Source organism: Streptomyces hundungensis, from assembly GCF_003627815.1.
In the GTDB taxonomy this organism is placed as follows: Bacteria; Actinomycetota; Actinomycetes; order Streptomycetales; family Streptomycetaceae; genus Streptomyces; species Streptomyces hundungensis_A.
This window is the reverse complement of sequence record NZ_CP032698.1, coordinates 1477565-1498942: the sequence shown is the minus strand read 5'-3', so window position 1 is coordinate 1498942 and position 21378 is coordinate 1477565. Positions and strand designations below refer to the sequence as shown.

The following is a 21378-nucleotide window of genomic DNA, read 5'->3' as shown; positions in this document are numbered from 1 at the left end:
AATCCGCTGCGGCCTTTCGTCATGTCCGCGCGGCCCCAAATCCCGCCCCGACGGCGCCCGTTGCGCCCGCGCGAGCACCCCACGGAACCCCTCCCGCCCCCGGTCACGCGTCCTCACGCCGTCTCCGGCCGGGCGGCGCGTCATGGAATGTGGCTGTATGGGTAGGGAGAGCCTGGTCGTGTGCGGGGCGCGGTCCGAGTGGGAAGGGGCACCCGATGGTGCTGGTGGCGGCCGGGGGGCTGGAGCCGAGCGGGCAGGGCTGGCTCCAGGTGGGCGAGTTCGGTCTGGCGTTCCTGCTCTCCGCGGCGATCGGCCTGGAGCGGGAGATCCGCCAGAAAGCGGCCGGGCTGCGCACGTACACCACGGTCGGCGTCGGTGCCGCGCTGTTCACGCTGGTCAGCAAGTACGGGTTCGGTGACGTCCTGCACGCCGGGACCATCGAGCTCGACCCGTCGCGCGTCGCGGCGCAGATCGTGTCGGGCGTGGGCTTCATCGGCGCGGGGGTCATCTTCGTGCACCGTGGGTCCGTCCAGGGGCTCACCACGGCGGCGACGATCTGGCTGACGGCAGCCGTCGGCGCCGCGGCGGCGGCCGGGCTCCCGCTCCTCGCGGTCCTGGCGACCGCCGCGTACTTCCTCGCCGCGTATCTGGTACGCCCGCTCGTCCACAGGCTGCCCGCGATGCGCGCGGTGGCGTCCACCTTCCGGATCGCCTACGAGCAGCGCCCGGGGCTGCTGCAAGAGCTGATGAAGCAGTGCGAGCGCGGCGGGTTCACCGTGGTCGGGCTCCAGATGCTCGGTACGGGCGGGGTCGGGGAGACCGCGGAGGTCCTCATCTCGGCGGTCGGCCGCGCCGACCCGGCCCTGCTCACGGCCCGGTTCGTCGATGTCGCGGGCGTGGTGGCATGTACCCGGGGCGGCAACGAGGACGAGTGACCGCGCCTCTCCCCGGGGGGGGGGGGGGTGCCTCTATGTCCTTCGTCAAGCCTGAGCTGGTCATGCGACGGCTGCTTCAGGGACGCGTGGTTCGTAGAAGGTGCCGTCGCGGAGCATGGCGAACAGGACGCTGATGCGGTGGCGGGCGAGGCGGAGCAGGGCCTGGGTGTGGGTCTTTCCCCGGGCCCGGCATTTGTCGTAGTAGGTGCGGGAGGCGGGATCGTGCAGGGCTGCGAACGCGGACAGGAACATTGCGCGTTTGAGCTGCCGGTTTCCGCCTCGTGGTGCGTGTTCGCCGTGGATCGAGGTCCCCGAGGACTTCGTTGTCGGGGCGAGGCCGGCGTAGGAGGCCAGGTGGGCGGCGGTGGGGAAGCTGGTGCCGTCGCCGACGGTGACCAGCAGAACTGCGGCGGTCCTGACCGCGACCCCTGGCATCGAGGTCAGGACCTTGGAAAGAGGGTGGTCCTCCAGCAGGGCTTTGATCTGGGCTTCCAGGGCCCGGCGTTGTTCGTGGACCGCCGCGAGCGATCGGGCCAGGGAGGGCACGACCGTGTCGAGGGTGCCGGTGCCGGGAACGACCACGGTCTGTTCGTCCAGGGCGTCGAAGACGTCGTCGACCAGCCGGGTAGCCATGCGCGGGGCCTTGGGCCGGATGAGTTCGACGAGTCTGCGGCGGCCGGCTTTCCGCAGGGCGGCCGGGGAGCCGTAGCGTTCCAGCAGCCAGGTGACGGCGGGGTGGTCCAGGCGGGGGCCGAGGACGCGTTCCAGCGAGGGGTGGAACTGGGTGAGCAGGCCGCGTATCCGGTTGGAGGTGCGGGTTGCCTCGGCGGCGAGGTCCTGGTCGAAGCCGGTCAGGACGGTGAGTTCGGCGGTGATCTCGTCGGTCAGCTCCAGAGAGCGCAGCGTGTGCGGCATGGTGCGGGCGGCGTCCGCGATCACCGCGGCGTCCTTCGCGTCGGTCTTGGCCTCGCCCGGGTAGAGGTCGGCGATGCGGCGCATCGCGAGTCCGGGCAGGTAGGCGACCTTGCAGCCCGCGTCCCGGGCCACGGTCAGCGGGAGGGCTCCGATGGAGGCGGGCTGGTCCACGATCACCAGGACGGTGCCGAACTTCGCGGTCAGCTTGTCGAAGACGGCCCGCAGTTTCGGCTCGCTGTTGGGCATCGGCTTGTCGAAGACCTTCTTCCCGGCCGGGGTGAGCCCATGGCCGTGATGAGCGGTCTTGCCGACGTCCAGGCCGAGGAACACGCCTACGTCTTCGGTGTCGAACATCGTGCCCTTCCAGCAGAGTTGAACGTGCCGGCCTTGGCAGTGGTGTCGTACGCGCGCATCCACGTTATGCAGACCTGCCGCCCGCGAGCTGTCCGGCATTGCGCCGGACCGGGTGGTGGCCGGACCTCTCATCAGCGTCTCCGACGGCACCTCCCGGGCCCGGTGACACCACCCCCCAGGTCATCCGTTCGACAGGGGGCAACAGTCATGCCGGGCCCGGAGGCCAGCGGCCCTCTTGCAGGACCGCGAAGAAGATAACGGGGGGGGGGCGGGCGGCCCTGCTCGGCCGGGCGTCCGGCGCCCCTCAGGCCGGGCGTTCCGCCTCGCGCAGGGCGGGATCCCGGCGGGTGGCGAGCAGGCCGAGGAGTACGGCGACCGTGATCGCGACGAGATGCTCGCGGCCCGCCAGGTTCGGCTTGTGGAGGGAGCGCAGCACGGTCGGCGTGACCGCGAAGAAGAACAGGACGGGGGCCCGCTTGACCGTGGCGACATGGGCGAAGAGGCCGACCACAGCGGCGGACGCCCCGGTGTCGATGACCTGGGCCGCGTCCGGGGGAAGCCCCCACCACCGGGGCCCCAGTTCGATCATGACGCGAGCGCTGAGGGTGCCCGCCAGCGAGACGGCGTAGGCGACGAGGACCGTCCGGGTCCGGCCGAGCACCAGCTGGGCCAGCGCGACCCCCAGGAACAGCACCGGGATGCCCGGCAGCGCGGCCATGTCGCGGGCCGGGACGAACAGCGACAGCGGGGTACGGAGCAGCACCAGCGGAAGGGGGATGTCGCCGCGGACGTGCGAGGTGAGCCGTATGAGCGCCGCGCCGGTGGGCGACTGGTCCACCGCGTGCAGGGTGAGCACCGCCACCGAGGCGAAGATCGCGAGGGCGACGCCCGACAGACCGCGCCGCACCAGCGTGCGGGCCGGCTGGACGATCACGACCCGGAACTCACGCAGCAGATTGCGCCCGAGGAAACGTACGAACCGGCCGAGTCCGTGTTCGGCTCCGCCGGACGTCCGGGTCTGCGGCACGGCAACGAACCGCCGGACGGGCACGACGGCCGGCTCCGGCCCGCCCGACCGCTCCCGGGCCTCTGTGTCCCCGCGCACCCTCGCCCCCCCCAGACCCGTCTGGCCAGGGACTCCCCGCCGACCACCGCACGATCTTGCCACGGCCTCCGCGCGGATCGAGCGCCGCCCCCGCCCCGTTCGCCCGGGTGTGCGGCGCCTTGTCGTGCGGCGCGATACCGGTTGATACGCGGCAATAATCGCTTCTGTGGTGTGAATCGATAATCAGGCCACTCGATGGGGTGAAAGGCGTATTAGGCATAACCCATTCGGGGTTCCTGGCGTTGATGGCGGTGCGGGCGTGTCGCCCGTGACGAACTCCGGAAGGCAGGAAACCAATGAGACGGGTCGCCATGAAGGGCCTGGTCACGGCGGTGGCCACGGGCGGTGTACTGGCCGCGACCGGCTACGCCTACGCGGACTCGAACGCCGCCGGAAGTGCGGATTCCTCCCCGGGCGTGCTGGCGGGCAACGCCGTACAGCTTCCCGTCCACATCCCCGTCAGCGCGTGCGGGAACACCGTGGACGTGCTCGGGCTGCTCAATCCCAGCGCCGGCAACACCTGCGCCAACGCCTCGCGCGCCGCCCACGCGGGCAGGGCGGGCACCCCGCATGGCGCCCCGCGCGCGGCCAACGGGGGCGGCGCCCACGCCGTGGGCGCCGAGAAGGGATCGCCCGGGCTGCTCGCGGGCAACGGCCTCGAACTCCCCGTCGACCTGCCCGTCAACATCTCGGGGAACTCGATCGGCGTCGTCGGCGTGCTGAACCCGGCCATCGGCAACACCGCGACCAACCAGTCCGCCCCGCCGCCGGTCCGTCACCACCCCGCCCCGCCGACCCCGGTCGTGGCCCCGCCCGCGCCGCCCGCCCCGGCTCCGGCGCACCCGGTGGCCGCCGCACCTCGGGGGGCCGCGCTCGCCCACACCGGCGCCGACGGCCTCGGCCTGGCGATCCCGGCGTCCGCAGCGCTGCTCCTGGGCGGCGGAATCCTCTACCGGAGGTTCCGCGGCGCCACGCGCTAGCCGAACACCGAACAGCGTGGCCCCGGTGGCGATACCGGGGCCACGGTCATGCCCCGGGTCGGCTCAGCGCGGGTCGGCTCTGCGCGGTTCGGCCCCAGTGAGGGTCGGCTCAGTGCGCGGCCGTGCAGTCGACGCGGATGTCCGGTGACGCGTAGGTGTCGCTCGTCGAGAACAGACCGCTGCCGTACTCGTAGTAGAGGTACGAGGAGAAGCCCAGGGTCCGCCCGCACGCCGATTCCGGGGCGATGCGGTACGTGAGGGTCACCGTGCGGCTCGCGCCGGGTGCCAGCGGAAGCGTGTAGTCGAGGCCGAGCCTGGTGGTGTCCGCGCAGGCGGCGCCGCCCGCTTCACAGGAGACCAGCGCGTACGTGAGGTCCGTCTGCCGTTCGGTCTCCCAGGTCGGCCGGATCGACTGGTAGACGAATCTGATCTCGGTCGACTGGGTGTTGGTGAGCGTCATCGTCAACTCCACGGCGGAGCCGGGGGTGACCGCGGCCGTCTCCGTGGCGAAGGTGAGATCGGCGGTGTCGGCGTTCGCGGGGGTGCCCACACAGAACAGCAGGGCGCCGGTGCATGACAGGACCGCGGCGAGGCCGAGACCTGCGAGGCGTGTCGTGTTCATGGCCCCGCAGACTAGAAGCGCCCCGGCCCGCCGTCGCCCCCCTCCGCGCGGTACGGCTCGAAACCGCCGGTGCCCCGCGCCCTCGTCCGTCGGCCCGAGCGAGGACACGTCCGCGCAGGACAGCGGGGGCCGATGCGGGACGGCCGCGGTGGCGCCGGGCGGCACTCCGCCCCAGGAGCGGACCGCGCCGAAAACGGCGTACTCCCCACTGCGGCGTACCCCGGCGCGGCCCCCGCGCCCCGGACCCGTGGGCCGTCGAGGCGTCCAGGGAGCGGCAGTTGGCGTGAGGAGTCGGGAACTGGCGTGATGGGCCCGAGCGTTGGGCAGGCAAGCGGGGACACGGCTGTGACGAGTCGGCAACGCGACCGCATTGGGGGCGGATGACGTCATGGAGCAGACTGCCTGGCGATTCTCGGACGACCGCGGACAGACGGTGACGGCGCCGGTGCCACCGGCCCGTGTGGTGGCCTACATACAGGCCGGGGCGACGCTGGAGGAGCTCGGGATACGCCCGGTGGCGGTGTTCGGGTCCTTCCACGACGGGGCGCGGCCCGATGCGGCCAAGGCCGGTGCGCTGCCCCTGGCCGAGGTCGCCTACCTCGGGGCCGGTGACGCCCTCGACGTGGAGGCGCTGCTCTCCCCGGGGCCGGACCTCGTGGTCGCCGTCGGCTACGGCGGGGGCCAGGTGTACGGGCTCGACGCGGAGACGGCCAAACACCTGGAGGAGCGGGTCGCGGTGGTCGTCCTGGAGGTGGGCGGAGCCCGCACCCTCGCGCACATACGGGAGCGATTCGCCGACCTGGCACGGTCGTTGGGGGCGCCGGAGGCGGATGGCTCCGCTCTCCTCGCGGCACAGGAGCGGCTGCGCGCGATCGCGGCCCGGGCGCCCGGGCCGCGCGTCCTCGCGCTCTCCCCGGCAGGGCCGGACCAGGTGCACCTGGCCCGCCCGGGCGCCTGGCCCGAGCTGCGCGCCCTCGCGGAGCACGGAGTCGATCTGATCGAGCCGGGGGAGGGGCCCGGTGTCAACTGGCTGACCGCGCCCTGGGAGACGGCGGCCGCGCTGCGGCCCGACATCGTCCTCGCGGACATCAGGTCCAACGCCGCACCCCGGGACAGCCTGCGCCGCGACCCCGCGTGGCGCGCCCTGGAAGGTGGCGCCCGCGTCCTGGACTGGAACCCCGAAGCCCCGTGCGGCGCCCGTTCCCACGCCGCGTTCTTCGACGCGGTCGCGGGCGCGCTGGAAGAGGCGTGAGGGCGGCGGGCCGAGCCTGAGCGGCGGACCCGCGGCGCGCCCGGGGGCATCCCGCCATGCCCGGACCCACGGCTCAGCCGAGCGAGACCGGTGAGGAGGCGCCCTCGGCGAGCAGCCGGGGGGCGCCGCTTCCGTCGGCCGGTACGGCCCAGGTGTCGCTCGCCCGTCCCGCCCGCCCGGGCAACGCATAGGCCACCGTGCGGTCATCGAGCCAGGCCGCCTGGTCGTCGACGCTGCCCCGCTCGGCCAGCGGGTGCTCGCGCATGGTCGCGAGGTCCAGGACGTACAGCCGCCAGGGTGCGGCGGTGTCGTCCGAGACCTTCTTCTTGAAGGCGATACGGGTGTTGTCGGGCGAAAGGGAGGGGCATTCGGCGTTCTCCCTCAGGGCCGTCGCCGACCAGTCGGCCATGTTGCCCCGGACGAGATAGGTGTGGCCCTTCGTGGAGACCGTCGCGTAGAACAGGTTGTCGTCTCGCGCGAACGTCACGCCCCAGTAGTTGACGTCGGGCGCGTGATAGCGGGCCCCCGCGAGGGTCAGCGGGATCTCCTCCATCGACTTGATGAGATAGCCGCTGCGCAGGTCCAAAATGGCGGTGCGGGTCGAGAAGGCGCTGGTGGCGTACGAGTCGCCGACCGCGAACACCGTCCAGGAGAGCATCCGCCCCGAGGCGGAGACCCGGGCCCGGTTGGGGATGCCGGGCACGGCCACCCGGCGCACCTCACGAAGGTGCCGGTCGAGCACGATGGCGTACGCGCGCGGCGGCACCCCGGGCTCCCTGCGCAGACACACGGCGGTGTCCCCGGCGGCGTAGAACCGTTCGCACGCGGGACCCCCGCCGGCCCGCGCACCCCGAGGGGTGCCGAGCGGCTGGTGGGCGATGCGGCCGGTGGCCGTGTCCCGGAAGTACAGGCCGGGGCCCTCCAGGGTGAACGAGCCGTCGCCGGCGGCCAGTTGAGGCTTGCGATGGGTGGAGTGCAGTACGTAGCCGAGCGAGCCACCGGCGAGCAGCAGGATGGTGGTGACCAGGACGGCGAGTTGGGTGCGGGGGTTCATGCGGTGGACCTTTCCGGGTCGGGGGCCGAGCTGCCCGGCAACAGCGCCCAGCCGCCCGCGAGGGACACGATCAGCGCCGCGGCCGCCACCCACAGCGCCCGGCTGGGCCCCCACACCGTCCAGGCCGCGCCGAAGCCGGCCGTGCCGAGGAGCCGGGTCAGGGCCTGGCCGGTCTGGAGCAGGGCGAGCCCGCCGGCCCGGCCGCCGTCCGGCAGGGTGGGCGCGGCGAGCGCCATGAGGACGCCGTCGGTCGCCGCGTAGAAGACCCCGAGGAGGATCAGCACCGGCAGCACGAGGGCGAGGGCGGGGCCTTCGGCCGGGACGAGCAGCAGCCCGTACACCCCGAGCAGCGCCACATGGCCGTACAGGAACGGCAACCGTCGCCCGACACGGTCCGCGAGGCGGCCGGCCGGGATCGCGAGCAGGAGGTACGCCGCCGCCGAGCCGAGCGGAAGCAGCGGGAACCAGCCGACCGGGATGGCGAGCCCGCGTTGCAGCAGGAGGTAGACGAACGAGTCTCCGACGGTCGCCGCGCCCAGGAGCGCCGCGGCGCACAGGATGCGTCGGAAGGCCGCGCTGCGCAGGGCACCAAAGGGGTTGTTGGCGCGCCGAGTTGACGGTTTGGCGGCTGCTTCCTGGGGTGGCACGTACAGGACGAGCAGGAGGACGCCGAGCAGTCCGGTGCAGAAGCTGACCACGAACACCGCGTCGTAGGCGTCGGCCGTCACCCACAGCAGGGCGAACGCGGCGAGCGGGCCGAGCAGCGCGCCCGTGGTGTCCATGGCGCGGTGCACGCCGAAGGAGCGGCCGAGTAGATGGGGCGGGCTGCTCAGGGTGATGAGGGCGTCGCGGGGCGCGGTGCGGATGCCCTTGCCCACCCGGTCCACGGCGAGCGCGGCGGCGATCTGGCCGGTCGCGCCGCCCGCGAGGAGCAGGCCGAGGCGGGAGCAGGCGGAGAGGGCGTAGCCGAGGCCGGCGACGCGTTTGTGCCGCCCGCCCCGGTCGGCGGCATGACCGCCGAGGAGCCTTACGACGGCGGCCGCGCCGTTGAACAGGCCGTCCAGGAAGCCGAATTGGAGGGGGGACAGGCCGAGGCCCACGACGAGGTAGAGCGGCAGGACGGCCGTGACCATCTCCGACGAGACGTCGGTGACCAGGCTGACCGTGCCGAGCGCGAGGACGGTGGCGGGGACGCGCCGCCCGGGCCCGCCGGTGGCGGACGGGGGCGGCGCGTCCCGGCGACCGGTGGTCGCCAGGTACATCAGTGGCAGGTGTAGTTCGGTGCGGAGTCCTTGACCTGGCCGTCGGTGCCGACGTAACTCCAGGTGTATCCGGTGGCGTTGAGGTCGAGCTTCAGCACGCCGTACTCGCCGCTGATGCGCTTCTGGCTGTTGGGCTGGACCTGCTCGATGGGGTAGGGCTCGGCGCCGCCCATGCCGCCGACGATTTCGACGATGCCCTTGGCGGTCGCCTTGCCGTCGGGGTCCTGCGGCGCGAAGCGCTCGTAGTGGTGGTCGTGGCCGTTGAGGACGAGGTCGGCGCCCGCCCCGTACAGCAGCTTCCAGACGGGCTTGCTGACCGGGTCGTTGCCGTGGCCGCCGGAGGAGTACAGCGGGTGGTGCCAGTAGGCGGCGATGCAGCCCTTGCTGTTGCGGGCCAGGTCCGACTTGAGCCAGTCGATCTGTGCCGACTGGTCGAAGGAGTTGGAGTCCAGGGCGATGAAGTGCCAGTTGCCCTCGTCGTAGCTGTAGTAGCTCTTGCCCTGCGGGTAGGCGATCGCGCCGAAGTACTGCTTGTAACCGGAGAGGCTGCCCGCCGGGTCGTAGGTCTCGTGGTTGCCGGGCACCGGATGGGTCTTCGCCTTGAAGGCGCCCCACGTCTTGTCGTAGTAGGCGCGGTAGTCGGCGATGCGGGCGTCGTCGTACTGGTTGTCGCCCATCGTCAGATAGAACCGCGGGTCGATCTTCTGGGCCAGCGCGGCGGTCTTGGGGTGGGCGCAGGAGCTGCCGGCGGCGGTGCACTGGGCCGCGATGTCGCCGGCGGCGACCACGGTGAAGGTGCCGGACGGCGGGGTGCCGCCGCCGAGGCTGCCGTAGACCGAGAGGTCGTACAGCGAGTAGCCGTAGGAGGTCCCGCGGGCCGTGCCGTACACCCGCACGTAGCGGCCCTTGCCGGACAGGCCGGTCCAGTCGTCGGTGCCGCCGTTTCCGGCGCTCTCGCCCGCGAGGCGGGTCCAGGTGGTGCCGTCGGCGGATATCTCCACGCGGTAGGCCTTGGCGTACGCGGCCTCCCAGCTGAGCGTGACGCGGGTGACGTCGGCGCTCGCGCCGAGGTCGACCTGGATCCACTGCGGGTCCTTGCCCTCGGTGCTGGCCCAGCGGGTGGTGGCCGAGGCGTCGACGGCGTTGCTCGGGCCGAGCGCGGAGCTTTCGGAGGACGAGGCGGTCGTCGGCCGGTCCCGGGAGATGAGCGGGTCGGCCGCCGCCCCGGCCCGGTCGGGCCACAGGAGCAGGAGGCCCGCGACGAGGACGAGGACGGCGGTGAGCGCGACGACCGGGGCCGGGCGGCGCGGGGTCGAGAAGGGTGGAGCGGAGACGTTCAGGCGCATACCTGGAACTCCCTGCCTTGGGGGGTGGCGAGAGCTGGACACCGTTGCGCGAGGCGCCGCGCCCGCCCGTGCCGGGGCAGGGCAGGGGGCGGCGTCGCGACGGCCGGGTCAGAGCTCTCGCTGAGCGCGTCATGCCCACGGGGGAGTCAGGGCACCGCGCCGAGCCGCCGCCCGGGAGCGTAGCGGACAGGAAAGTTTCCTACCAGTCTTTCAACGGCCTTGTCCGCAAAGGGAGATGGCGATGCGCCCGCCTCGGACACGCCGAGGACCGGGGCTTACCGAGATACCTGGTGCGCGACGGCACGTTCCCTGTGACACTTCGCAACGCGATTATCTAAATTGGCCGTTGACGCAGCGCCGCACCTCAGGAGACCCACCCGTGACCGAGAACCCCGCACCCTCGTCGACGCCCGACCACGTGCGCGACCGCATCAACACCGCGCAGCCGCACACCGCCCGGATCTGGAACTACTGGCTCGGCGGCAAGGACAACTACCCCGTCGACCGGGAGGTCGGGGACCAGATCCGCTCGCTGCACCCGGGCATCGGCGACTACGCCCTGGCCGACCGCTTGTTCCTCGGCCGGGCCGTGCGCCATCTGGTGGCCGACCGCGGGGTGCGCCAGTTCCTCGACGTCGGCACCGGACTGCCCACCGCCGACAACACCCACGAGGTCGCCCAGCGCATCGCACCCGAGGCCAAGATCGTCTACGTCGACAACGACCCCCTCGTCCTCGCGCACGCCCGCGCCCTTTTGACCAGCACCCCCGAGGGCCGCACCGACTACCTCGACGCCGATCTGCGGGACACCGCGAGCATCCTGGAGCACGCGGCGAAGACCCTCGACCTGAGCAAGCCGGTCGCCCTCATGCTGCTCGGCGTCGTCATCTTCATCCCCGACGAGGCCGAGGCCCGCGGGCTCGTGCGCGATCTGATGAAGGAACTCGCCCCGGGCAGTTACCTGGTGCTCTCGCACACCATCACCAGCCCGGCCATGCCCGACGTGGACGCCGCCGTGGCGTTCTGGAACGAACACGGCACCCCGAAGCTGACCCAGCGCACCCCGGAGCGGGTGGCCGGGTTCTTCGACGGGCTCGAACTGCTTGAGCCCGGCGTCGTGTCGTGCTCACGCTGGCGCCCGGAGGCGGACGACACGCTGCCCGACGAGGTCGCGATGTACGGCGGCGTCGGCCTCAAGCGCTGACCCGGGAGGTGGCCCCGCCCCGCTCACCGGCGGGGCCGCCCCGTTCACCGGCGGGGCCGCCCCGGCGCGGGCGCGCCACCCGTCAGGCCCCCGACGAGCGCGAACAGGGCGGCCTCGTTGCCGGCGAGCCCCGCCCGCGCCAGGGCCTCGTCGGCCTCGGCGATGACGCCTTCCAGCGCGACGGGGGACCCTGGCCGGCCGGCCGGGGCGTCGAGGGCCGCGCGCACGGTGTTCAGCAGGCGCAGATAGGCCTGGGCGGCGGAGCGTTCGTGGGACGTCATCACAACGGTGGTGGTCATCGGCGGCCTTCCCTCGACAGTACGGGCTCACCGTTCACGATGCCGTACGCCACTGACAATCGAGGCTCACGGCCCGCTGACGCGCGGCCGATCGGCCTCAACCCACCAGCCGCAGTGACGTGTCCGAGACGCCGACCGTGACCGTCTGCCCCCACGTCAAGTCCAGTGCGTCGCCCTCCATGCCGTCCCCGAAGACCACCAGACGGTCGGACTCGACGGTGATCCGCAGCCGCCGGGAACCGGACAACTCCCCCTCGACCAGCGAGGTCCCGGTCACCGGGGAGGGCCATGCCTCGCGTACGAACCACACCAGACGGGCATCCACCGGGCCCGGCAGCGCCGGGGCGTGCGCCCGCTGCTGCCACAGCGAACGCAGCCAGCCGGTGGCCCCGGTGCCGGTGCCGACCAGCACACCGGACGAGGCCTGTGCCTCGGTGGTGGCGGCCGGGTCGTCGGGGCCGATGCGATAGCGCGCCGTCTGGTGGCCGGACGCTCCGAGGTAGATCTCGTTGAGCGCGAGCAGCCGCTGACGGTCGTCGGTGCGGGCCTCCACCATGGTGAGTTCCTCCACCACGCAGCGCCGCGAAGCGGCCCCCGACAGGAGCGCCGGGGCGGCGGACGGCCGGTGGCGCACCAGCACACCGGGGTTGCGGCCCGGCTCCGGATCGATGCCGACGACCGGCTGTCCGTTCAGGTACTTGGCCGCGTTGGCGACCAGACCGTCCTGGCCGACCACCACCACGACGTCCTCCGGCGCGAACAGAAAGCGGTCGAGGTCGGCCCGCTCGACCCGGGCCTGGCGCCACTGCGCAGGGATCGCCGCCGCCACGTCGGCGACGGCCCGCAGCCCCCGGTGGTGCCGCTCGGCCACCTCGCGCAGGCTCCGGCCGCGCGAGGACAGGAAGAACTCGGCCTGGCCGTGGGTGCCGTGCCGGGCCAGCAACTCCTCGTATTCCGAGGCGCGATGGACCAGCACCGCGCGCGGGGCCAGACTCACGGCCGCTCTCCCCGGCCGAGCCGGGCGAGCAGCGTGGTGAGCACGTCGGGGGAGAGGGTGAGGCTCTCGACGCGCGGCAGGTTCTCGGCCAGCCGGGTCGCGGCCAGGGCGTGCAGGGTGGCCGGGTCGGCCTCCCCGTGCACCTGGAGCCAGGCGGCCTGCGCCCCGGCCCTGGCCTCGCCCGAGGCGCGGGCCGCCTCCGCCTCGGCCCGCGCGAGACGCACCGTGCGGGCGGCTTCGGCCTCGGTGCGCACCGCGTCCGCCGCCGCTTCCTCCTCCGCCTCGCGACGGGTGTTGGTGCCGCGCTGTTCCACCAACTGCTCCTCTCGGCGGGCCAGTTCGATGCGGCTGGCGAGCTCGTTCTCGGCGATGGCGCGTTCGCGCTCGACGGCCACGGCCCGCCGCTCGTAGGTGGCCCGGTCCGCCTCCTGCTGGATGCGCTCCCGCGCCGGGGTCCGCAGCGCGCGCTCCACCTCGGGTTCGGGGCGGATCGCGACGACCCGTACCGCGACGATCTCGATTCCGGTAGCGGGCAGCCGGTGCCCCGCCGCGAGCCCGGCCGCGATCCGTTCCCGTACCGCGGCCACGCCGTCGGCGAGGGCGTCGGAGAGCGCGGTGCGCGCGAGGACGTCGAGGGCGTGCTGCTGTGCCGTCTCGGTGAGCAGGGTCGAGAGCTGTTCCAGGGGGTCGCCGCGCCAGACGCCGGTGTCCGGGTCGATGGAGAAGTCGAGCCGGTCGGCGGCGCTGCCCGGCTCGCTGATCCGGTACGTCACGGTCGCCTGCACGGTGACGTCCTGGAAGTCGGCGGTGCGGGCGTGGAAGGCCATCGCCAGTTCCCGGTCGTTGACCGGCACTTCGGAGAGCGCGGCGCTGAGCGGCTTGAACCAGAAGCTGAGCCCGGCGCCGTCGTGGGCCGGGCGGCCGTTCTTGTGGTGGCGGATGTGCGAGGTGGGCGCGGAGCGCAGATGGCGCCAGCCGAAGCGCCTGGAGATGTCGGCCATGGGAACGACCCCTTCCTTTTCGTCAGAACGACGATAGTGGTCCTTTCTGGTTATCGTCAAGATGACGTGAAAGAAGGGAAGGGTGGCGTCTCCGGCCCGAGTTGAGGTCGGTTCGGCTGTCGGGGTCGGGGTCGGGGTCGAGGCCTGTCGGTCATCGGGGGGAAGGTGCGCTCGCTCTTCGAGCCCCGCCCTGGCGCCGGGTCAACGGATGACCAAGGAAAGGTCAACGGCGGTCACGCGTGGTGACGCTGAGGCTCTTGCGGGGTGGCGGGCGGCTCAATCTCGGGCGATATCGGTTAATTCACGACTATCCGGTCAACACATCTGACGTCCGTGGATGAGCGACGGGAGCAGGCATGCCAGACATCAGTCGAAGGGGATTGCTGGGCGCGGGACTTGGGGCGGTCGCCGCGGCGGGGCTCGCCGGATGTGGTGCACCCGGTGATCAGGGCCCGGCGGACGCGAGTCGTCCGGGGCAGGGGCAGGGCCCCGCGAAGCCGGGAAAGTCGCAGGCCAGGCTCATCGGTGACGGATCGACGGCGGACACCGGCAAGCAGCCGAACCAGCCGGACGCGCCCGTCCCGCTCGAACCCGGCCAGACCCCGCCGCAGTTCGTGATCTTCTCCTGGGACGGCGCGGGCGAGGTCGGCAACGGTCTCTTCCCGCGCTTCCTCGAACTGGCCAGAAACCACAACGCGGGGATGACGTTCTTCCTCTCCGGCCTCTACCTGCTCCCCGAGTCGAAGAAGAACCTCTACCGCCCCCCGAACAACCCCGTCGGCGCCTCCGACATCGGCTACCTCAGCGACAAGCACGTCAAGGAGACGCTGAAGTACATCCGACAGGCCTGGTCGGACGGCCACGAGATCGGCACCCACTTCAACGGCCACTTCTGCGGCGGCTCGGGGTCGGTCGCCGGCTGGACGCCCGGCCAGTGGAACAGCGAGATCGACCAGGCGGTCTCCTTCGTGACGGAATGGCGCACCAACACCGGTTGGAAGGACGAGGACCCGCTGCCGTTCGACTACCACAAGGAACTCGTCGGCGGCCGTACGCCGTGCCTCCTCGGCCAGGAGAACCTGCTGCCCGCCGCGAAGGAACGCGGCTGGCGTTACGACGCCTCCTCGCCCGGCGGCCGCCAGATGTGGCCGGAGAAACGACACGGCATCTGGGACCTGCCCCTCCAGGGCATCCCGTTCCCCGGGCACGGCTTCGAGGTCCTGTCGATGGACTACAACATCCTCGCCAACCAGTCCAAGAACAGCACCAAGGGCGTGGCGTACCGCTATCCCACCTGGCGGACGCAGGCCGCCGCCTCGTACCTGGCCGGCTTCAAGCGCGCGTACGAGACCAATCGGGCGCCCTTCTACATCGGCAACCACTTCGAGGAGTGGAACGGCGGCATCTACATGGACGCCGTCGAGGAGGCGCTGAAGGTCATGGCCGGCAAGCCGGACGTGCGGCTGGTGTCGTTCCGCCAGTTCGTGGACTGGCTCGATGTGCAGGACCCCAAGGTCCTCGACAGGCTCCGGTCGCTGCAAGTGGGACAGGCGCCGCCCGGCGGCTGGAAGGGCTTCTTCAAGGCGGCGTGAGGGGTCGACCGCGTACCCACACCCCCACCCCCGCGAAGCGCTGCCAACGCCCCAATGCCTTCAACGCCGCGACAGAGCAAGGGAGTTGACGCATCGGCGGCTCCACCCTGGCATCCAAGGACCCCGGGAGTTCAGGCGGGCGTCAGGGGTGGCGTGCCGTGGACGGCTTCGCCCGCAGCCGCCGTACGAGCGGCTCCGCGACCCGGGCGGCGAGGCAGAGCCAGAACGCGGCGAACAGCCAGCCGCCCAGTACGTCGCTCGCCCAGTGCACCCCGAGGTAGACCCGGGAGAGGCCGACCGCGGCCGCCCAGAGCAGCACCAGGGCGACGGTGAAGCGGACGGCCGAGATGCGGGAGCGGGTCAGCACCGCCCAGACCAGCAGCCCCGCGGTGAGCGCGCTCGTGGTGGTGTGCCCGGACGGGAAGGAATGGCCCGAGGCCGTGGTCGCCCAGTCGAAGGCGGCCGGGCGCGGGCGGGCTACGGCCGCCATCAGGCCGTAGCGCACCGCCTGTCCGAGGATGAGTACCGCGAGCGCCCCCGCCGCGGCGCCCCGGCGCTCTCTGCCGTCGCGGCCCGCGATCAGACCCGCGACGATCGCCAGGAGGTAGGGCACGAGGCCCGTGCCGGTGGCCGTCACGGCCAGGGCGGTGGCCACCGCGACCGGTGGGCGGTGATCGAGCGGCCAGCGGTGCAGGGCCCGGTCGCCGGGCAGCGGCGCCCCGTGCCGCACGGCGACCACCACCGTGAGCAGCACGAAGAGGGCCAGCAGCACGCCGGCCGCCGTGCCGGTGCGTCGGGCCGGCGTCATCGAGCGGTCACCGGGGGCTGCCGCCGGATGGAGCCGGGCCGTCGCGCGCACTTCGTGTGGAAGGGCATCAACCGGCGTCCTCGGATGCCGTACGCGAGCGGCGGGCGCGCAGGATCTCCAGGGCGACCGGCGTGACCGAGACGACCACGACGAGGGCGACGATCGGCAGCAGATAGCGGTCGATGTTCGGTACGGACGAACCGAGCCCGTAGCCGGCGAGGACCAACGCGCAGGTCCACACGAGGCCGCCGATGACCTGCCAGAGGGCGAAGACCCGGGCCGGTACGCCGAGGACGCCCGCGAGCGGGTTGAGCACCGTACGGACGATCGGCACGAAGCGAGCCAGCACGATCGCCTTCGCGTGCCCGTACTTGGCGAGCAACTCCTCGGCGCGGTCCGCGCCCTCGTGGAGCTTGCGGGACGTGCTGCGGGCCAGCAGGGCGCGACCGCCGCGGCGCCCGATCCAGTAGCCCACCTGCGCCCCAAGCAGCGCGCCGAGCACGGAACAGACGAGTACTTCCGGCAGCGAGAGCGAGACCGGACCGCTGCCGCCGGGCACGCACAGCAGGCCCGCGGTGAAGAGCAGCGAGTCGCCGGGGAGGAAGCAGCCGACCAGCAGGCCCGTCTCCGCGAAGAGCACCACGGCGATGCCCAGGGCCCCGAACGTGGACAGCAGCGATCCGGCGTCGAGGACGTTCACGGCCTGTGGGGCCGAGGCTGCGAACAGGGTTGCGACAGCCATGTCAGTGGGCCCTCCCATAATGGTGGTCGGGCCGCTCGTCCCCGGGGGGCGAGCACGGCCCAACTGATGACGGTGATGCGGACGGTCTACAGCACTGTAGACGAGTGAAGCGGGAGGAGTGTTCCATGACTGCCACGCCAGGCGCCGGGCACAGGGACGCGCGACGCCCCGCGGGCGAACTGGAGGCCGGGGTCCTCGCCGCGCTCTGGGCCGCCGAGGCTCCGCTCACCCCCGGCGAGGTCCAGGCCGAGCTCGGCGGAAGCCTGGCGCGCACCACGGTGACCACCATCCTGACCCGCCTGCACGACAAGGGCGCCGTCACGCGTCGGCGTGTCGGGCGCGGGTACGCGTACACCCCGACCGAGGACGCGCCGGGGCTCACGGCCCGCCGCATGCACACCGAACTGGCCAAGGAGGAGGACCGCTCCACGGTCCTCGCCCGTTTCGTATCCCAGCTCAGCGACGAGGACGAGCAGCTGCTGCGTTCCCTCCTGGGGGAGGCCGGGGGCGGCGGGCGATGATCTTCTCGGTGTGGGTCCCCCTTCTCGTGCCGTTCCTCGCCGTGCCCGTGGCGCGCCGGCTGGCCGAGACGCTGCCGCCCCGCGCCGCCGCCTGGCTGCTCGCCACCGCCGCCATCGGGCTTGCCGCCTGCTCGACAGCCGCGCTGGGCCTCATCGCCCTGGCCGGAGCGCTCCGGCTGTCCTTCTTCGCCTCCCTCGAACACCTGGCGGCGCCTCTCGACGCGCTTCCGACGTGGCTCGCGTTCCCGGCCGCCGCCTTCGCCGCCGGTGTCGTCGCCGTTTCGGGTACGGCCCTGCTCCGTTCCGCCCGCCGACAACTGGCCGAACTGCGCACCGCCCACGGCCGGTTGAGCCCCGGGGCCGGTGAGCTCGCCGTGCTGCGCGACCCCGACCCCGACGCCTACGCGCTGCCCGGACGTCCGGGGCGCATCGTCGTCACCACCGGGATGCTGCGCGCGCTCGGACCCGACGAGCGCGAGGCCCTGTTCGCCCATGAGCGCGCCCATCTCCGGGGCCGCCACCACCTGTTCCTCGCCGCAGCCGAACTCGCGGCCCACTGCCACCCCGCGCTGCGCGCGCTCCGAGCGCCCCTCGCCTTCGCCCTGGAGCGGTCCGCCGACGAGTCCGCCGCCGACGCCGTGGGCGACCGCACGCTGGCCGCGCGCGCCATCGGCCGGGCCGCGCTGGCCTCGCACGCCGTCGCGCCCGGCGCGGCACGGCCCCGCGCGGTGCTCGCCGCGGCGGCGGGACCGGTGCCGCGCAGGGTCGCGGCCCTGCTCGACCGCGACCCCGCGGCGCGACGGCCCCGCTCGCGCGGCGCCCGGCTCATACCCGCCCTCCTGCTCGGCTGCCTGTGCGCGTCGGCCGCCACGGCGATCGACGCGGCGGCGGATCTTCACGGCGGCATCGAGACGGCCCAAGGCGAGACCACACACTGAGTGCGGTGAGCGGGGCCGATCGGGCAGCCGTGATGGCCGTCGGCGGAGTGTGACCCGTATGACCCGTACGGCCCAGTAACGCTGCGGGGTGAAGCCGAGGGCGCGGAGAGTGGAGGACGAACCCATCGCCGCACGCCTCCCGGGAGACGCCATGACCTGCCTCAACCGCCGCGACCTCGGACTGCTCGTGCTGCGGGCCGGCACCGGCGCGGTCCTGATGGCGCACGGCGCCCAGAAGCTCTTCGGCTGCTTCGGCGGGGGCGGCCTGGAGGGCACCGCCGCCGCCATGGAACACATGGGCTTCCGGCCCGGCAAGCAGAGCGCGATCGCCGCCGGGCTCGGCGAGATGGGCGGCGGCGCCCTGCTGGCCCTCGGTCTCGCCACCCCCGCCGCCGGAGCGGCGGCGGCCGGCGCCATGGCGGGCGCGGTCTCCGTGCACGCACCGGCCGGCTTCTTCGCCCAGGGCGGCGGCTTCGAGTACCCGGCGTTCCTCGGCTTCACCGCGGCCGCCATCGGCCTCGCGGGCGCCGGGCGCTACTCCCTGGACCACGCCACGGACCACCTGCTCGACCAGCCCTGGACCGTCGCCGTCGCCTTCCTCGCCAGCGCGGCGGCGGCCGCGGCCGTGGTCGGACGCCGGGCCAAGGAGCAGAACCGCGACCAGGGCGAAAGCCGCGACTGAACGCCGGGCGTCGGTGCCGGCGTCCGCGTGGAGCCGCTCGGAGCCGGCCGGGGTTGGGCGCGTTCGGTGGGGGCATACGGCCCGCAGGTCGAGGAGGCCGCTGGTCCGGGTGAGGGCGGCGGCGGAGGAAAGGCGAGTGAGGGTGGGCGAGTTGACGACGGCGCAGTCGCGGCGGGGGCACCGGCCGGAAGGGCCCGGGGAGGTCGGAACGCCGCCGCTGCGTCCCGGTGGCTACGATCCGGCGGACTACGCCGCGTGTGTGTCGGCCGGTGCCGAGGAGGCCGGGGTGTCGCCCCTGCTGGTGATGACCGTGCTGCACAACGAGGCGTACAAACCGCACCACCCCCTCCTGGAACGCCTGTGGCAGTGGTGGAAGCCGGGGGCGTCGTTCGGGGTGGCCAATATGCACCGGGCGACGTTCGAGCAGGTCCGGCGCAGGCACGGCCTGGCGCAGCGGTGGCGGGACCTCCGTGACGACCCGGCGTTCGCGATCCGGGCCGCCGCCCTGCATCTGGCGGACCTGGACCGCAGCCTCCCCGAGCGCCATGTGCGCCGCTACACCCGCGACGAACTGCTCGCCCTGGGCTACAACGCGGGCGAACGCAACATGCGGGCCTTCGCCCGGGGGGTCCCGCCGGGCCCGATGGCCCGTTCGTATCTGCGCCGCTTCCGCGCCTACCGGGGGCGTGCCGCCGCCGTGCTCAAGACCGGGGGCGGATCGCACGACCCGGCCGCGTGATGAGGCCCCGCTGATGCGTGCGCTCGCCGCGCTCGGTCCTGGGCCGCCTCCCGACCTCGGCGACGCTGCCGCAGGCTGGCACGCGGCTCGGAGAGCGGGCGGGCGGCCACGCCCGTCGTGCGTCCGGTCACACTGACGACGGCCCCGCCCTCCTGTCGGCAGGGGTTGCGTAGGCTTGCGTCGTCGTTGTCGCGGTGGGCCGGGGGCGGGCGGGACCAGCCGCTTGGCGATCGTGGTCGACGGCGCGTCGGACAGGTCCGTGCCCGGTCGGCGTCAGCCGGGGAACCCCACGGCCCGCAGACCGGACCTGCGGCTCGTTGTAAGGTAAGGAAACCGCACTTGACCTGCATAAACGCAGGCAGGGAGCATAGATCCAGGAGTGCCTCGATGCTGCGCACCATGTTCAAGTCCAAGATCCACCGGGCCACCGTGACCCAGGCCGATCTGCATTACGTGGGTTCCGTCACCGTGGATGTCGAGCTCATGGAAGCGGCCGACCTGCTTCCCGGTGAGCTGGTCCACATCGTCGACATCGACAACGGCAACCGCCTGGAGACGTACGTCATCGAGGGCGAGCGCGGCTCGGGGGTCATCGGCATCAACGGTGCCGCCGCCCACCTGGTGCACCCCGGTGACCTCGTGATCCTCATCAGCTACGCCCAGATCGACGACGCCGAGGCCCGGGCGTTCAAGCCCAGCGTGGTGCACGTCGACGGGGTGAACCGGATCGTCGAGCTCGGCACCGACGCCTCGGCGCCGGTCCCCGGCAGCGACCAGCGCCGCAGCCCGCAGGCCAGGATCCCCGCGCCGCCGAAGGAGCAGTAGACGATGCGGGAGACCGTTTCGTCGCCCTCGCCCTCGCCCTCGCCCTCGCAGGCGCTGAGCAACCCCTGGGCGCGGTCGTCCCGTATCTCTGCCATGGACCGGACGAGGCGCCCACCGCGCCGACGGCCGGAGTCGAGGCCGCGCGAAGCCGGCTCGCCGCGAACCCGGAGTCGCGGTGAGCGTGCTCGCGCTGCTGCACACCTCGCCCGTCCACGTCCCGGTCTTCGACGCCCTGCGTGACGAGGACGCCCCGGGCCTCGAACTGCGCCATGTCGTGAAGGAGCAACTCCTCGCCCAGGCAAGGGAGTTGGGGCCAGAGGCGGTGGCCGGGGCCGTCGGGGCCGTGCTGGCCCAAGCGGTGGCCGAAGGCGCGGACGCCGTCCTGTGCACCTGCTCCACGATCGGCGCGGTCGCCGAGGCGGCCTCCGCGTCGCTCGGTTTTCCGGTCCTGCGGGTCGACCGGCCGATGGCCGCCGCCGCCGTGGCGGGGGGCCGGCGCATCGCCGTGGTGGCCGCCGTCGCCTCCACCCTGGAGCCGACGGCCGCGCTGATCCGCGAGGAGGCCGGACACCGGCCCCTCGCCCTGCGCATGGTTCTGGCCGAGCACGCCTGGCCGTTCTTCGAAGCGGGCGACACGAAGGCGTACTTGGCGGAGATCGCCCGGACCGTGGACGCGCTGACCGACGTCGACGTCGTCGTTCTCGCCCAGGCCTCGATGGCGCCCGCCGCCGCACGGACCACGCTCGAGGTTCCCGTCCTGGCCAGCCCCCGGCCCGGCCTCCGCGCGGCGGCAGCGGCGGCAGCAACGGCGGCCGCGGCGACGGCGGGGCGGACCCGGACGGGTTGAACCGGCGGGCGCAGGGCACGTGCGCAGGTGAAGCTGAACTCGAACCTTGAGGAGGCCGACCATGACCGTGCCGCACCCGGAGCCCACCCCTCCGTGGCCCACGCCGCTGCCCGACCCCGAACCGGGACCCATCCCCGGTCCCGGTCCCGGCCCGGGCCCCGATCCGGTGCCGCCGAGGCCCGGCCCCGGCCCCGATCCCCAGCCGCCGAGCCCGGGCCCCGACCCGCGGCCCCCGCAGCCGGGCCCGGACCCGGACCTGCCGGACCCGGTGCCGCAGCCGCCGGGCCCCGAGCCCGTACCGGGTCCGCCGCAGCCCGAACCGGCGGGCTGAGCTGAGCCGGGCGGGGCCGGACCGCGG

Annotated in this window: 23 protein-coding genes; 12 read left to right on the top strand and 11 right to left on the bottom strand. The window is 73.2% G+C overall.

Translation table 11 applies throughout. From position 1 onward, the window contains the following. Positions 1 to 215: 215 nt before the first annotated feature. Entirely contained in the window at positions 216 to 935 is a 720-nt protein-coding gene (locus DWB77_RS06735; RefSeq protein ID WP_120720371.1) for an MgtC/SapB family protein, read from the top strand. Positions 936 to 995: 60 nt separating this feature from the next. Here DWB77_RS06735 and DWB77_RS06730 read toward each other — a convergent pair whose 3' ends face one another. Together DWB77_RS06730 and DWB77_RS06725 are read right to left on the bottom strand one after the other, a co-directional pair. Further along, the gene (locus DWB77_RS06730) at positions 996 to 2204 is read right to left on the bottom strand and encodes an IS110 family transposase (RefSeq protein WP_120720370.1); all 1209 of its coding nucleotides are present in this window, start codon (positions 2202 to 2204) and stop codon (positions 996 to 998) included. A 304-nt stretch (positions 2205 to 2508) separates the two neighbouring features. Beyond that, a complete protein-coding gene (locus DWB77_RS06725) occupies positions 2509 to 3309 on the bottom strand; it encodes a hypothetical protein (RefSeq protein WP_162952460.1) in 801 nt (266 codons plus the stop codon). Between the two features lie 296 nt (positions 3310 to 3605). Between DWB77_RS06725 and DWB77_RS06720 the strand changes: the two genes are divergently transcribed. After that, positions 3606 to 4289, top strand: coding sequence for a chaplin (locus DWB77_RS06720; RefSeq protein WP_120720368.1), 684 nt, complete (start codon positions 3606 to 3608; stop codon positions 4287 to 4289). Between the two features lie 109 nt (positions 4290 to 4398). Here the strand turns inward: DWB77_RS06720 and DWB77_RS06715 are convergent, their stop codons facing one another. After that, complete coding sequence (locus DWB77_RS06715) at positions 4399 to 4911, bottom strand: hypothetical protein (RefSeq protein WP_120720367.1); 513 nt, start codon at positions 4909 to 4911, stop codon at positions 4399 to 4401. Positions 4912 to 5299: 388 nt separating this feature from the next. Here DWB77_RS06715 and DWB77_RS06710 point away from each other — a divergent pair, with 388 nt between their 5' ends. Then, positions 5300 to 6163, top strand: coding sequence for an ABC transporter substrate-binding protein (locus DWB77_RS06710; RefSeq protein WP_120720366.1), 864 nt, complete (start codon positions 5300 to 5302; stop codon positions 6161 to 6163). A 73-nt stretch (positions 6164 to 6236) separates the two neighbouring features. Here the strand turns inward: DWB77_RS06710 and DWB77_RS06705 are convergent, their stop codons facing one another. The 3 genes from DWB77_RS06705 to DWB77_RS06695 are packed head-to-tail and all read right to left on the bottom strand — an operon-like array spanning position 6237 to position 9825. After that, the gene (locus tag DWB77_RS06705) at positions 6237 to 7217 is read right to left on the bottom strand and encodes a TolB family protein (protein ID WP_120720365.1); all 981 of its coding nucleotides are present in this window, start codon (positions 7215 to 7217) and stop codon (positions 6237 to 6239) included. Further along, on the bottom strand, positions 7214 to 8479 hold the full coding sequence (locus DWB77_RS06700) for an MFS transporter (RefSeq protein ID WP_120720364.1): 1266 nt from the start codon (positions 8477 to 8479) through the stop codon (positions 7214 to 7216). The genes DWB77_RS06705 and DWB77_RS06700 overlap by 4 nt, the downstream gene beginning before the upstream one ends. Beyond that, positions 8479 to 9825: a discoidin domain-containing protein gene (locus DWB77_RS06695; RefSeq protein ID WP_120720363.1), complete on the bottom strand. Its 1347-nt coding sequence runs from the start codon at positions 9823 to 9825 to the stop codon at positions 8479 to 8481. The genes DWB77_RS06700 and DWB77_RS06695 overlap by 1 nt, the downstream gene beginning before the upstream one ends. 379 nt (positions 9826 to 10204) lie before the next feature. Here DWB77_RS06695 and DWB77_RS06690 point away from each other — a divergent pair, with 379 nt between their 5' ends. Then, a complete protein-coding gene (locus DWB77_RS06690; RefSeq protein ID WP_120720362.1) occupies positions 10205 to 11029 on the top strand; it encodes an SAM-dependent methyltransferase in 825 nt (274 codons plus the stop codon). 44 nt (positions 11030 to 11073) lie between these two features. Here the strand turns inward: DWB77_RS06690 and DWB77_RS06685 are convergent, their stop codons facing one another. From DWB77_RS06685 to DWB77_RS06675, 3 genes are all read right to left on the bottom strand, one after another. Continuing rightward, entirely contained in the window at positions 11074 to 11328 is a 255-nt protein-coding gene (locus DWB77_RS06685; RefSeq protein ID WP_120720361.1) for a hypothetical protein, read from the bottom strand. A gap of 97 nt (positions 11329 to 11425) precedes the next feature. Further along, positions 11426 to 12325: a hypothetical protein gene (locus tag DWB77_RS06680; RefSeq protein WP_120720360.1), complete on the bottom strand. Its 900-nt coding sequence runs from the start codon at positions 12323 to 12325 to the stop codon at positions 11426 to 11428. Further along, positions 12322 to 13326, bottom strand: coding sequence for an SPFH domain-containing protein (locus tag DWB77_RS06675; protein ID WP_120720359.1), 1005 nt, complete (start codon positions 13324 to 13326; stop codon positions 12322 to 12324). Before DWB77_RS06675 ends, DWB77_RS06680 begins: the two co-directional genes overlap by 4 nt. A gap of 356 nt (positions 13327 to 13682) precedes the next feature. On the opposite strand from DWB77_RS06675, the gene DWB77_RS06670 reads away from it, so the two are divergent. Beyond that, positions 13683 to 14918 carry a hypothetical protein gene (locus DWB77_RS06670; RefSeq protein WP_120720358.1) on the top strand — a complete coding sequence of 412 codons (1236 nt, stop codon included), beginning with the start codon at positions 13683 to 13685 and terminating at the stop codon, positions 14916 to 14918. A gap of 142 nt (positions 14919 to 15060) precedes the next feature. Here DWB77_RS06670 and DWB77_RS06665 read toward each other — a convergent pair whose 3' ends face one another. Together DWB77_RS06665 and DWB77_RS06660 are read right to left on the bottom strand one after the other, a co-directional pair. Continuing rightward, the gene (locus tag DWB77_RS06665; RefSeq protein ID WP_120727460.1) at positions 15061 to 15726 is read right to left on the bottom strand and encodes a phosphatase PAP2 family protein; all 666 of its coding nucleotides are present in this window, start codon (positions 15724 to 15726) and stop codon (positions 15061 to 15063) included. A 67-nt stretch (positions 15727 to 15793) separates the two neighbouring features. Next, complete coding sequence (locus DWB77_RS06660) at positions 15794 to 16468, bottom strand: DedA family protein (protein WP_246033438.1); 675 nt, start codon at positions 16466 to 16468, stop codon at positions 15794 to 15796. Between the two features lie 125 nt (positions 16469 to 16593). On the opposite strand from DWB77_RS06660, the gene DWB77_RS06655 reads away from it, so the two are divergent. The 7 genes from DWB77_RS06655 to DWB77_RS06625 all read left to right on the top strand — a co-directional run bounded on the left by DWB77_RS06655 (position 16594) and on the right by DWB77_RS06625 (position 21351). Then, on the top strand, positions 16594 to 16989 hold the full coding sequence (locus DWB77_RS06655) for a BlaI/MecI/CopY family transcriptional regulator (protein WP_120720356.1): 396 nt from the start codon (positions 16594 to 16596) through the stop codon (positions 16987 to 16989). A gap of 8 nt (positions 16990 to 16997) precedes the next feature. Further along, positions 16998 to 17927 carry a M56 family metallopeptidase gene (locus DWB77_RS06650; RefSeq protein ID WP_246033437.1) on the top strand — a complete coding sequence of 310 codons (930 nt, stop codon included), beginning with the start codon at positions 16998 to 17000 and terminating at the stop codon, positions 17925 to 17927. A 151-nt stretch (positions 17928 to 18078) separates the two neighbouring features. Continuing rightward, entirely contained in the window at positions 18079 to 18609 is a 531-nt protein-coding gene (locus DWB77_RS06645) for a DoxX family protein (RefSeq protein ID WP_120727458.1), read from the top strand. A 142-nt stretch (positions 18610 to 18751) separates the two neighbouring features. After that, positions 18752 to 19348: a lytic transglycosylase domain-containing protein gene (locus tag DWB77_RS06640; protein ID WP_246033436.1), complete on the top strand. Its 597-nt coding sequence runs from the start codon at positions 18752 to 18754 to the stop codon at positions 19346 to 19348. 387 nt (positions 19349 to 19735) lie between these two features. Continuing rightward, positions 19736 to 20173 carry an aspartate 1-decarboxylase gene (gene panD / locus DWB77_RS06635; RefSeq protein ID WP_120720354.1) on the top strand — a complete coding sequence of 146 codons (438 nt, stop codon included), beginning with the start codon at positions 19736 to 19738 and terminating at the stop codon, positions 20171 to 20173. Between the two features lie 181 nt (positions 20174 to 20354). Beyond that, entirely contained in the window at positions 20355 to 21020 is a 666-nt protein-coding gene (locus DWB77_RS06630; protein ID WP_120727454.1) for an aspartate/glutamate racemase family protein, read from the top strand. 61 nt (positions 21021 to 21081) lie between these two features. Further along, positions 21082 to 21351, top strand: coding sequence for a hypothetical protein (locus DWB77_RS06625; protein WP_216826834.1), 270 nt, complete (start codon positions 21082 to 21084; stop codon positions 21349 to 21351). Positions 21352 to 21378: the final 27 nt, after the last annotated feature.

What these genes read in the sequence shown, in the direction of transcription:
- DWB77_RS06735 (WP_120720371.1), top strand. Translation starts at nt 216, where the DNA reads ATGGTGCTGGTGGCGGCCGGGGGGCTGGAGCCGAGCGGGCAGGGCTGG.
- DWB77_RS06730 (WP_120720370.1), bottom strand. Translation starts at nt 2,204, where the DNA reads ATGTTCGACACCGAAGACGTAGGCGTGTTCCTCGGCCTGGACGTCGGC.
- DWB77_RS06720 (WP_120720368.1), top strand. Translation starts at nt 3,606, where the DNA reads ATGAGACGGGTCGCCATGAAGGGCCTGGTCACGGCGGTGGCCACGGGC.
- DWB77_RS06715 (WP_120720367.1), bottom strand. Translation starts at nt 4,911, where the DNA reads ATGAACACGACACGCCTCGCAGGTCTCGGCCTCGCCGCGGTCCTGTCA.
- DWB77_RS06710 (WP_120720366.1), top strand. Translation starts at nt 5,300, where the DNA reads ATGGAGCAGACTGCCTGGCGATTCTCGGACGACCGCGGACAGACGGTG.
- DWB77_RS06705 (WP_120720365.1), bottom strand. Translation starts at nt 7,217, where the DNA reads ATGAACCCCCGCACCCAACTCGCCGTCCTGGTCACCACCATCCTGCTG.
- DWB77_RS06700 (WP_120720364.1), bottom strand. Translation starts at nt 8,479, where the DNA reads ATGTACCTGGCGACCACCGGTCGCCGGGACGCGCCGCCCCCGTCCGCC.
- DWB77_RS06695 (WP_120720363.1), bottom strand. Translation starts at nt 9,825, where the DNA reads ATGCGCCTGAACGTCTCCGCTCCACCCTTCTCGACCCCGCGCCGCCCG.
- DWB77_RS06685 (WP_120720361.1), bottom strand. Translation starts at nt 11,328, where the DNA reads ATGACCACCACCGTTGTGATGACGTCCCACGAACGCTCCGCCGCCCAG.
- DWB77_RS06675 (WP_120720359.1), bottom strand. Translation starts at nt 13,326, where the DNA reads ATGGCCGACATCTCCAGGCGCTTCGGCTGGCGCCATCTGCGCTCCGCG.
- DWB77_RS06670 (WP_120720358.1), top strand. Translation starts at nt 13,683, where the DNA reads ATGCCAGACATCAGTCGAAGGGGATTGCTGGGCGCGGGACTTGGGGCG.
- DWB77_RS06665 (WP_120727460.1), bottom strand. Translation starts at nt 15,726, where the DNA reads ATGACGCCGGCCCGACGCACCGGCACGGCGGCCGGCGTGCTGCTGGCC.
- DWB77_RS06660 (WP_246033438.1), bottom strand. Translation starts at nt 16,468, where the DNA reads ATGGCTGTCGCAACCCTGTTCGCAGCCTCGGCCCCACAGGCCGTGAAC.
- DWB77_RS06655 (WP_120720356.1), top strand. Translation starts at nt 16,594, where the DNA reads ATGACTGCCACGCCAGGCGCCGGGCACAGGGACGCGCGACGCCCCGCG.
- DWB77_RS06645 (WP_120727458.1), top strand. Translation starts at nt 18,079, where the DNA reads ATGACCTGCCTCAACCGCCGCGACCTCGGACTGCTCGTGCTGCGGGCC.
- panD (WP_120720354.1), top strand. Translation starts at nt 19,736, where the DNA reads ATGCTGCGCACCATGTTCAAGTCCAAGATCCACCGGGCCACCGTGACC.
- DWB77_RS06625 (WP_216826834.1), top strand. Translation starts at nt 21,082, where the DNA reads ATGACCGTGCCGCACCCGGAGCCCACCCCTCCGTGGCCCACGCCGCTG.